The 8213-nt window shown below is 65.4% G+C and carries 8 protein-coding genes; 2 read left to right on the forward strand and 6 right to left on the reverse strand.

Annotated features, from left to right (window positions below; genetic code table 11):
- Positions 1–44 precede the first annotated feature (44 nt).
- Positions 45–2612, forward strand: a complete 2568-nt coding sequence (gene pepN, locus ABZ827_RS28805) for an aminopeptidase N (protein WP_357243308.1) — start codon at positions 45–47, stop codon at positions 2610–2612.
- Between the two features lie 81 nt (positions 2613–2693).
- Here pepN and ABZ827_RS28810 read toward each other — a convergent pair whose 3' ends face one another.
- The 3 genes from ABZ827_RS28810 to ABZ827_RS28820 form a co-directional block, all read right to left on the reverse strand.
- The gene (locus ABZ827_RS28810; protein ID WP_357243311.1) at positions 2694–3158 is read right to left on the reverse strand and encodes a DUF5130 domain-containing protein; all 465 of its coding nucleotides are present in this window, start codon (positions 3156–3158) and stop codon (positions 2694–2696) included.
- On the reverse strand, positions 3145–3438 hold the full coding sequence (locus tag ABZ827_RS28815) for a hypothetical protein (RefSeq protein WP_357243314.1): 294 nt from the start codon (positions 3436–3438) through the stop codon (positions 3145–3147). Before ABZ827_RS28815 ends, ABZ827_RS28810 begins: the two co-directional genes overlap by 14 nt.
- A 373-nt stretch (positions 3439–3811) precedes the next feature.
- Positions 3812–4243 (reverse strand): globin, encoded by a 432-nt coding sequence (locus ABZ827_RS28820; protein WP_357243317.1) that lies wholly within the window; start codon positions 4241–4243, stop codon positions 3812–3814.
- A 254-nt stretch (positions 4244–4497) separates the two neighbouring features.
- Between ABZ827_RS28820 and ABZ827_RS28825 the strand changes: the two genes are divergently transcribed.
- Positions 4498–5223 carry an HNH endonuclease gene (locus ABZ827_RS28825; protein WP_357243320.1) on the forward strand — a complete coding sequence of 242 codons (726 nt, stop codon included), beginning with the start codon at positions 4498–4500 and terminating at the stop codon, positions 5221–5223.
- Positions 5224–5244: 21 nt separating this feature from the next.
- Here the strand turns inward: ABZ827_RS28825 and ABZ827_RS28830 are convergent, their stop codons facing one another.
- The 3 genes from ABZ827_RS28830 to ABZ827_RS28840 form a co-directional block, all read right to left on the reverse strand.
- Complete coding sequence (locus tag ABZ827_RS28830; RefSeq protein ID WP_357243323.1) at positions 5245–5913, reverse strand: hypothetical protein; 669 nt, start codon at positions 5911–5913, stop codon at positions 5245–5247.
- A gap of 25 nt (positions 5914–5938) precedes the next feature.
- Entirely contained in the window at positions 5939–6379 is a 441-nt protein-coding gene (locus ABZ827_RS28835; RefSeq protein WP_357243331.1) for a thioesterase family protein, read from the reverse strand.
- Between the two features lie 35 nt (positions 6380–6414).
- Positions 6415–8213 (reverse strand): NAD-glutamate dehydrogenase domain-containing protein (locus ABZ827_RS28840; protein ID WP_357243325.1); only part of this gene is annotated, 1799 nt, incomplete at its 5' end.

The raw sequence follows: 8213 nt of genomic DNA on the forward strand, positions 1-8213 counted from the left end.
GGACAGCGCCCGTGCCCGCACCACTGTGTCCTCGAAGGAGCCAGATGTCCGCACCGAACCTCACCCGCGAACAGGCGATCGAACGCGCCGGCGTCGTCTCGGTCGAGAACTACCGCATCGAACTCGACCTCACAGACGGGGCGGGAAAACCGGGTGAGCAGACGTTCTCCTCGCGCAGTGCGGTCACCTTCACCGCGAAACCGGGGTCGCGCACGTTTGTCGATATCGTCGCCCGCGGCGTCCGGTCTGCTGTCCTGAACGGCAAACCCCTCGATATCGCGAACTACGACGAATCGACCGGGATCACCCTGCCCGATCTGGCCGAACGCAACGAGCTGGTGGTGGAGGCCGATTGCGAGTACTCGCATACCGGCGAGGGCCTGCACCGGTTCGTCGACCCCGCCGACGACGCGGTCTACCTGTACTCCCAGTTCGAGACCGCCGACGCCAAACGGATGTTCGCCTGCTTCGACCAGCCCGACCTCAAGGCCACCTTCGATATCGAGGTCACCGCTCCGGCGGACTGGAAGGTCATCTCCAACGGCGCGGGCACCGCCGAAGGCAGCCGGCACACGTTCGCCACCACGCCCCTCATGAGCACCTATCTGGTCGCGCTGATCGCCGGTCCGTACGCGGTATGGACCGATACCTACACCGACGATCACGGCAGCATCCCGCTCGGGATCTACTGCCGCTCCTCACTCGCCGAATATATGGACGCCGATCGTCTCTTCACCGAGACCAAACAGGGTTTCGGCTTCTACCACAAGAACTTCGGTGTGCCGTACGCCTTCGGTAAGTACGACCAGCTGTTCGTCCCGGAATTCAATGCGGGCGCCATGGAGAACGCGGGCGCGGTGACCTTCCTCGAGGATTACGTCTTCCGGTCCAAGGTCACCCGGGCGTCCTACGAGCGGCGCGCGGAAACCGTGCTGCACGAGATGGCACATATGTGGTTCGGCGATCTGGTCACCATGAAGTGGTGGGACGATCTGTGGCTGAACGAATCGTTCGCGACCTTCGCCTCCGTCCTGTGCCAGGCCGAGGCCACCGAATACACCAGCGCCTGGACCACCTTCGCGAATGTCGAGAAATCCTGGGCGTACCGGCAGGACCAGCTGCCCTCCACCCACCCCATCGCCGCCGATATCCCGGATCTGGCCGCCGTGGAGGTGAATTTCGACGGCATCACCTACGCCAAAGGCGCGAGCGTGCTCAAACAGCTCGTGGCCTATGTCGGGCTGGAACCGTTCCTCGCCGGGCTGCGCGCCTATTTCGCCGACCACGCCTACGGCAACGCCACCTTCGACGACCTGCTTTCAGCCCTGGAGAAATCGTCCGGACGCGATCTGTCCGGCTGGGGCGCCCAGTGGCTCAAGACCACCGGCCTCAACATCCTGCGACCCGATTTCGAGGTCGACGCCGACGGCAAATTCACCTCGTTCGCGGTGATTCAGGAAGGCGCCGCGCCCGGCGCCGGTGAACAACGAGTACATCGGCTGGCCGTCGGCATCTACGACGATCAGGACGGCAAACTGGTCCGCACGAAGCGGGTGGAACTGGATCTCGCGGCCGCGGAGCGCACCGAGGTCGCCGACCTCATCGGCGTACCACGTGGCAAGTTCGTACTGGTCAACGATGACGACCTCACCTACTGCTCGGTGCGCCTGCACGCCGATTCGCTCGATGTCCTGGTGAACCGCATCGCCGATATCGCCGAACCGCTGCCCCGGACCCTGGCCTGGTCGGCGGCCTGGGAGATGACCCGGCAGGCCGAATTCCGGGCCCGTGATTTCGTCGCGCTGGTCCAGCGTGGCATCGGCGCGGAATCCGAGATCGGGGTGGTGCAACGGCTGCTCATGCAGGCCAATACGACGCTGCGCAGCTACGCCGACCCGGAATGGGCCGAAACCACCGGCTGGCAGGACTACGCGAACCGGCTACTGGAACTGGCCCGCGAAGCCGAAGCCGGCTCGGACCACCAACTGGCCTTCGTCAACGCGCTCACCGGCGCGAAACTGTCCGCCTGGCATACCGAGGTCCTGCGTGAACTGCTCGACGGCGACCCCGCGGGTGTCGGCCTTTCCGGACTGACCGTGGACACCGACCTGCGCTGGCGGCTGCTCACCGCGCTCGCCGCCGCCGGGGAAGTCGACGCCGACGGCCCGGACACCCCCACCATCGACGCCGAACTGCGCAACGACGAAACCGCCGCGGGCCGGCGACAGGCGGCCGCCGCGGCCACCGCGCGCCCGATCGCCCAGGTAAAAGACTCGGCCTGGGCCAAGGTGCTGGGCGACGATACGGTGCCCAACATCACGGCTCGCTCGATCGTCAACGGTTTCGCCCAGCCGGGCCAGGACATGCTGCTGCTGCCCTTCGTGCAGAGGTATTTCGAGGAAATCCCCGCGGTCTGGGAACGCCGATCCAGCGAGGTCGCGCAAACCGTGGTGATCGGCCTCTACCCGGCCTGGGCGATCAGCGAGGAAGCGGTGGCCCGCGCCGACGCTTTCCTGGCCGCCGATCACCCGCCGGCGCTGCGACGCCTGGTCAGCGAAGGTAAAGCCGGTATCGAACGTTCACTGCGCGCCCGCGCCTTCGATATCTCCTGACCTGAAACGGCCAACGGCGCGTCCACCAGCTGGTGGACGCGCCGTTGTCGTCGGTAGCGAGCGCTCCCGCGATAGGTGCTGTCAGCGGCCGATGGCCGCCGCCATCACCCGGACCGCCGAGATGAGCCCGTCGATCAGTTCACCCTGCCGCAGCGAACTGAGCGCGGCAGTGACCCCGAGCTGGCACACCCGGTCGTTGGCACGATCGGCCACATCCTTACCGGAGCGAACCTCGACGGAATGGTCGTTCGGGGAAACGGCGATGAGCACCGAACGCGCCGCCTCCGGAGTGGTGGGGAACAGCGCGTCCACCGCGGCACCGGCATCGGGGCCGAGATCACCGATATAGATGTTGAACCGCACCTTGGTCGCCCGGGTGGCCTCGGTAAGCACGTTGTCCACGGCGAGCCGCTCGTTGTTGTCGAACGGCGCCTCTTTGAACACGCCACCGGCCTCGTGCACCCCGGACACCCGGCCACTGCTGGTCAACGCGTATCCGTGCGGCAGGTCGGACTCGACCACCGCCGGCCAATTAGTACTTGCCACTTGCCCGGCCTCCGATCAGTGCTTCCTTGGGAGATTCGAGGGCGTCGAAAGCCGCATGCGCCCCATGCGACGACTCACCGGCGTCATAGGAGTGACCGTGCCCGGTGACCTCATCGGTAGCACTCCACAGCACGGGAGCGGCGGTCCACTTCTTGCTCATATCGAAGTGAACCGGCTTCTCACCGGGCAGCGGCTTACCGAGATACGACAAACCAGCGATTATGAGGTAGATCCCCAGCGGGATACCGGCGAAAACCGCCACTGTCTCGAGAATGCTCACCCTTCTAAAGGTAGACGATGCTCTGTAGTAGACGGCTCACTGGTGGTGTGTTTATCGCGTCCGCATCCGTCCCCACCCCCGTTTCCCGCATGCGGTCGGTCGGCGTTGGTGGTTCGGGGCCCGTCTCGTTCTGGAGCGACCAGAGCGAAGGAGCGCAGCGACTGAGCGCCGGGAGTGAAGAACGAGACCAAGGGGGCCCCGAACCCGCGACGCCGCAGGCGGCGCCAAAAAACACAGAACCTTCACCGACTGCCCCGCTTGCAACCTTCGCGAACCAGCAGCGTCAGAACACAACGAGAACCTTGCGGTAGGTCCCATGTGTACGGCTGCGCCGCAGGTCTACTACCGCAACACAGCCACACACACAGCCGCTTTACCAGGCCGCGTTCATCAGAGAATTCGCCGCCATCTCCAGATAGTCCAGCAGCTGGCGGCGGTGGTCGTCGTCCAGGACTTCCGGTTCGATCTCGGCGACCGCGATCCGCATACAGCGCAGCCAGGCGTCTCGCTGCACCGGGCCGATCTCGAAGGGCATATGGCGCATGCGCAGCCTGGGATGCCCGCGTTCGTCCGAGTAGGTTCGGGGACCGCCCCAATACTGCTCCAAGAACATGCGCAGCCTGCGCTCGGCGGGGCCCAGGTCCTCTTCCGGGTACAGGGGCCGCAGGACCTCGTCGGCGGCGACCTCGCGATAGAACACCGCCACCAACCGGTGGAATGTCTCGTCCCCGCCGACAGCCTCGTAGAAGGAGATCGTGGCCTGTTCGCCGGACGGATCGCCGGCAGCCGGAATACCCGAAGTCATGAACCCTCTCGTTTCGCTGGATGCGCCGTCCATTGTGCCCGCGTAGCCCCCGGTTCGCAGATTCGGTGGTCCACCCCGGCCGCCGAGATCGGCATCTACAGCTTCCGAGGCGGTTGACCTCGGGCGTCGCTTCAGCGACAGTTAACCAGCCATTGTGCAAAATAACCGTGCACCGAGGGCCTTTCCATGGTCAACTGGGTCTTGTCTCTCGGCGAGATACCACATGATCTTGAAACGCAGAATTTGGGGTCGACATGAAGCAACGGACCGGCGCCCGATCACCGGAGGCGATACGCCACCGACAACTGAAGCCCGCCGACGTCCACGCTCGTGGGTCGGGGGCTCCTCCGCTGCAATTGCTGTCCGATCACGCGGTCAATCGGCACAACTCCGATACCGCATCCGATTCCACCTACTCTCGCGGCGATTCCGCCACCAAGCTTCATTCCCCCCAATCGATCAGCTGGCTCAAACGCCGTGTTCTCCTGCTCAACGCCACCTACGAGCCGCTCACCGCACTCCCCGCCCGCCGCGCGATAGTGCTGCTGGTCTGCGATAAGGCCGATGCGGTACATCACGACCCCACCGGCCCCGTCCTGCACTCCGCCGGCGCCGCGGTCACCATCCCCTCGGTCATCCGCCTCCGCACCTACGTGCGTGTCCCCTATCGCGCCCGGGTCCCCATGACCCGTGCCGCCCTCATGCAGCGCGACCGCTACCGCTGCGGCTATTGCGGCGGCAAGGCCGAAACCATCGACCATGTGATCCCCCGCAGCCGCGGTGGCGAGCACAGCTGGGAGAACTGCGTAGCCAGCTGCGCCCCCTGCAACCACCGTAAGGCCGACAAACTACTGACCGAACTCGGCTGGACGCTGCGTTCTCCCCTGGTTTCCCCGAAGGGCCCGCACTGGCGTCTGCTGTCCACAGTGAACGAGCTCGACCCGATCTGGCTCCAGTATCTGGGCGAAGGCGCCGCGTAGTTTCCGCGCACTCGCAGCCTCTCATCGGGGAGTCAGGGTCAGACCTCCGGTTCGGCGGCGCGCCACCGAACCGTACCGAGCATCGAGCCGGAGCCAGGTGCTACTGGCACGGACGCGGACGAGTTCGCTGGGGGGTATCCGGTTCGATTCCGTTCGTTCCCCGGAATGCGGAATGAAGTCCATGGCGGTGAGTGCGAACACCACCCGCATCGGTATCCGGACCTGGTCCCGGTCGGCGGAGACAGTGATCACCGTTTGGTCGAGCAGCGAGGCCGGTGGGCCGTGGCTCGATCCGTGTTCCTTCGCCAGATCGGCCCCGCGCTCGGCCAGTTCCACCAAGGTGCGGGCAGGAAGGTCGTCGATATGACCGAATCCGGTGGCCGGCGGCAGAGCTCCACGCCATGCGGAGTCGACGGAGTAGCCGAGGTCGATCGGGCCCGGCGCGGCCAGGGCGGCCAGCACCGTCTCAGCGCCTACCGTCACATCGTCGATGCCGAGTTCGGCGGCGATCGTACGTGTCGCGAGCGCTTCGAACCCGGTGGTGACCCAGGCGGCCACATGTCCTTCGCCGCGGCGCCGCATCCGCACCACCACCGCCGGGTCCAGTCGTTGGGCACGGTTGAGGAACGTGGCCAGGTTCTCGCGTTCTGCCGGGTCCGGTACGGACAGGACCCGCTGGTCGAATATCACGATCGAATCGGTACCGGCGGTGTGCTCATTCGTCCATCCATTGCGCCAGGTAGTCCCGTTCGGCCCGAGTGAGGCGGCGTAGTCGCTGCGTTTCGATATCGAAAGCGGCCAGTTGGGTGGTGGCGGTGACCGCGGCGGGTGAGCCCGGCGCGGACCCCGCGGCCCGCACCTCGTACGCGACGGTGAAGTCCACGGCGCGCAACTGCTCGATCCACATGGCGATATCGAGCGGTGTGTCCTCGTGGCGCAGCTGACCCCGGTATTTGACGTGCAGATCGGCGAGCACGCAGCCGTTGCGCAGCGCGACGGTGGGCCGGTCATCTTCGAACAGCCAGGGAATACGCGCTTCCTCCAGCAGCGTCACCATGCGGGCATGGTTGACGTGCTGGAAGACATCCATATCGGACCAGCGCACATGTACGGCGGTATGGAAGCGGCGGGCCGACGCCGGAGCGGCCGCGGCCACCTCGGCGTCCTTACCGTTGCGGGAAACAGCGTTCGTCACCGTGGTACCTCCGATTGGGCGCCCACCCCACTCACCATGCTGCGCACCTGCCGCGCCGCAACCGACAGTGTGGCGAGATCGTGGGTTCCGGACTCGAACAGTTCCGCCAGCGCCGCGCGGGCACGGCCGAGCCGGGACTGATTCTTGGACTCCCAGTATGCAATCTTCTCGTCGGCACTTTCCTCCGGGTCGCCGCCGGAGAGTACATCCAAGGTGAGTGACCGCAGTGAGCTGTACATATCGTCGCGCAGGGCCAGCCTGGCCAGCGCATGCCAGCGATCACCGCGTTCCAGATGGCTGACCGCCTCGAGCAGCCAGTCGATCTTGAGATGCTCGTTCAGCGCGTAGTAGAGCGCGCCGACCTCGTCGCCGGAGCGGTCGGTGATATCGGCGATATCCACAATGTCGAGCAGCGGGAACAGATGCAGCAGCCCGAAGACCTCGGTGGCCAGGTCGAGCGGCGCTCCGTGGGCGACCAGATCGGCGGCGTGATCGGTGAGTGTGGTGACGTGGTGACCGCGCAGCCAGCCCGGGACCTTCGGCGTCAGTTCGCGGAGGCCCTCTTGATACCGGTTGATCTCCGCGCCCACGGCAATGGGCTGCGGGCGGTTGGTGAGCAGCCATCGCGACGCCCGGTCCAGGGTGCGTTTGGTTTCGAGCTCGAGTTGATCGCGCACGCCGACAGTCGTATCGGCGGCCCGGATACGTGCCCAGATACCGTGCAGTCCGAAGATCTCGGTGACCGCGGTGAAGGCGCGAACGGTATCGGTTGCGGTGGCGCCGACCTCCTCGCCGAGTCGGAAGGTGTAGGTGAGGCCGCCGTAGTCCACCACCTCGTTGGCGATCATGGTGGTGACGATCTCGCGGCGCAACCGATGTTTCTTGATCGCCGCACCGAACCGTTCCCGCAGCGGGGTCGGGAAATAGTCGGGCAGCCGGGCGCCGAAATACGCGCTGTCGGGCAGATCACCGGCCAGCAGATCGGCCTTCAGCGCCAGTTTCACATGGGCCAAGAGATTGGCGAGTTCGGGCGAGACCAGCCCGGAGCCTTCCTCGAGCAAGCGCTTCAGGACGGTATCGGCCGGCAAGGCCTCGAGTTCGCGGTCGAGGCCCCGGCTGGTTTCCAGTTCTGCGATCAGCCGCCGATGCACATTGAGCATGCGCGTCGATTCGGCTCGCGATATCCCCATCAGATAGTTCTGGGAAATATTGTCCTGCAGAACCATCCGCGCTACTTCGTCGGTCATTTCCGCGAGCAGCGGGTTCCGGTCCGCGATATCCAGCTCCCCTGCCGACACCACACCGTCGAGGAGAACCTTGATATTCACCTCGTGATCCGAGCAATCCACGCCCGCGGAATTGTCCAGCGCGTCGGTATTCATCTTTCCACCGTTGCGGCAGAATTCGATCCGACCCAACGCGGTGGCGCCGAGGTTTCCACCCTCACCGATCACCTTGACGCGCAGTTGGTCCGCGTCCACTCGCACGGCGTCGTTCGATTTGTCGCCGGCATCGGCATTGGTTTCGGTACTCGCCTTGATATAGGTACCGATCCCGCCGTTCCACAGCAACTGTGCGGGCGCGAGGAGAATGGCGCGAATCAATTCCGGTGGCGACAGCGAGACCACGTCGCCGGGCAGGCCCAGGGCCGTCCGGGCCTGCGGACTGATAGGTACCGATTTCACTGTGCGGTCGTATATTCCGCCACCCGCACTGATCAACGAACGATCGTAATCAGCCCAACTCGACCGCGCCAACCCGAACAACCGAGCCCGCTCCGCAAACGACGACCCCG

The organism is Nocardia sp. NPDC019395 (genome assembly GCF_040632335.1).
In the GTDB taxonomy this organism is placed as follows: Bacteria; Actinomycetota; Actinomycetes; order Mycobacteriales; family Mycobacteriaceae; genus Nocardia.